Source organism: Ekhidna sp. ABH4_415 (assembly GCF_056161305.1).
In genome coordinates this window covers 1-264 of sequence record NZ_JBSWYW010000034.1, presented here as the reverse complement: position 1 = coordinate 264, position 264 = coordinate 1, and the positions used below count along the sequence as shown (strand labels likewise).

Sequence of the window (264 nt, the reverse complement as noted above, 5' to 3'; positions counted from 1 at the left end):
GGGGGGGGGGGGGGGGGGGGGGGGGGGGGGGGGGGGGGGGGGGGGGGGGGGGGGGGGGGGGGGGGGGGGGGGGGGGGGGGGGGGGGGGGGGGGGGGGGGGGGGGGGGGGGGAGGGGGGGGGGGGGGGGGGGGGGAGGGGGGGGGGGGGTAGGGACGAAGGAGCTGGTTGTATTTCGCCATCCTGTCTGATCGACTCATTGATCCTGTCTTAATCTGACCACTGTTGGTTGCAACAGCAATATCTGCAATGGTAGCATCCTCAGT

General features: G+C 75.8%; 1 pseudogene. It reads right to left on the bottom strand.

What is annotated here, in order from left to right:
• Window positions 1-153: 153 nt before the first annotated feature.
• A pseudogene (locus ACXAH9_RS17195) lies at window positions 154-264 on the bottom strand (hypothetical protein); the annotation flags it as partial.